Consider the following 2049-nt stretch of genomic DNA (forward strand, 5'->3'; position numbering starts at 1 on the left):
AGTCACGGAACCGCTACATGTGTCAGACGTTATAACGGGTTCGTTCGAGGGCAGGTATCTGAAAATGGAATAGGTCATTATTGGTGTAATGTTTCAACACGCAGGATTGTGTTTAATCTCGGATATGATCTATTATAAAAAAAGCGCCATTGAACAAACTCAAGTTATTTATTTATATTTGATCTGCTCAATTTCTTTAATTTGAATAGTATTCTACTAATATAAATGGGAAAACCTGTATTTTTATATCTGATTTTATTTTTTATAGCCACAATTTCCAAAACTAAAGCGATTGCTTTAAAAGACTCCTCAATTCTCAATCTTACTAATCTCATTCAAAATAAAGATACTTTTGTTGAGCAAAAAGAGCTTTATCTTTCCCTGATAAAAAAAAAGCTGGACAATAGCACCGAAAATCTGAATCTAAAATTTGAATTACAAAAACAGCTGAGTAGCTCATACGCATCCTATAAATCTGATTCCGCTATTTATTATGCTAAGAAAAATTTGGAACTGGCAAATAAACTCCAGAGTCCAAATTGGATACTAGAAACTGAATTAGACCTTTCTCTACATTATCTGGTCGCAGGTATGTACATTGATTCTAAAGATATTTTGGATAGAATACCCATCCAAAAATTAAACAATCACCTAAAAATAAAATATCTGGATGCTCAAAAGAACTTTTTCAAGTTTTATGCATACCATAATTATAACCAAAAAAATTATTTAGCAATTAGCCGTAATTATCGTGATTCTTTATTAACGCTGCTTGATGAATCTTCGAATCACTACAAAATGGTATATGCAGAAAAACTGATCGACCTGAACAAAATAAAAGAGGCTAAAGTAATCTTGAATTCAATATTCGCGACAATAAAGGAAGATAGCCATGAAAAAGCAATGCTTGCATTCTCACTTTCAGAAATATACCGAAAGGAAGGCAATGTAGGCAAACAGTGCGAACTGCTGATTATATCCGCAGCTTGCGATATTAAAAATGCGATAAAAGAAAATACTTCCATGCAAGCGTTAGCATTTTTACTGCACCAACAAGGTTACATCGATGAATCCTATATGTGTATAAAATCATCGCTTGAAGACGCAATCTTCTGCAATGCTAAATTTAGGACCTATGAAGTTTCTCAAATTTTCCCAATTATTGATACCTCTTATCAGGAACATCAAAAACAAAAAAAGGAGCAATTGTTTACGTTTTTAATTGTTGCTTCCGTCCTTTCCATATTATTGATACTAGCGATAATATATGTTTATAAACAGATGAGAAAAGTGAGTAGGTTCAGGCTCGAATTATTTAAAGCAAATCAGGATCTCAATAAACTAAATGACGAATTACAAACTAAAAATGAAGAGTATAAAATTGTAAACAACAAATTGTCCAAAACGAACAATTTGTTGTATGAATCCAATCACATCAAAGAGGTATACATCGGACATTTTCTTGATATCTGTTCAATGTACATCACGAAATTGGAGAAATTTCAGACCTTAATAAAGAAAATGATCATGGGAGACAAAATCTCGGAGCTCCTTAACTTGGTTAAATCTAACGAGAGAATAGACAAAGAAAAAAAGGAACTGTTTAATACCTTTGATCATATTTTTCTTCATCTCTTTCCCAGTTTTGTAGACGATTTAAACTCGTTGCTGACCGAAGATGGAAAGATAATGCTTAAAACGAATGAGCTCTTGAATACCGAATTGCGCATCTTCGCCCTAATCAGACTCGGTGTAAATGATTCATCCAAAATTGCTGGATTTCTCCATTGTTCCTTAAACACAATTTATACTTATCGGGCAAAAATTAAAAGCAAAGCTATCATAGATAAGGATGAATTTGATAAAAACATCATGCAGATCGGAACGATTAAAAGTATTTAGAAACAAGACACCCGATACGTTTAAATACCCATCTATACAGCTCTGATTCGCTGTATTACATATCGTACTGCGTGTTAAATTTAGATTATTCGGTACGCTAAATGTTATTTCCCTACCTAATTTACTGCTGTTATATCTATATTTTTC

Annotated in this window: 1 protein-coding gene; it reads left to right on the forward strand. The window is 32.5% G+C overall.

What is annotated here, in order from left to right; genetic code table 11:
• The first annotated feature begins 225 nt into the window (after positions 1-225).
• Positions 226-1902, forward strand: a complete 1677-nt coding sequence (locus B2X73_RS04060) for a DUF6377 domain-containing protein (RefSeq protein WP_088162441.1) — start codon at positions 226-228, stop codon at positions 1900-1902.
• The last annotated feature ends 147 nt before the right edge of the window (positions 1903-2049 follow it).

Source organism: Empedobacter sp. UBA7252 (genome assembly GCF_002472765.1).
GTDB lineage: Bacteria > Bacteroidota > Bacteroidia > Flavobacteriales > Weeksellaceae > Empedobacter > Empedobacter falsenii_B.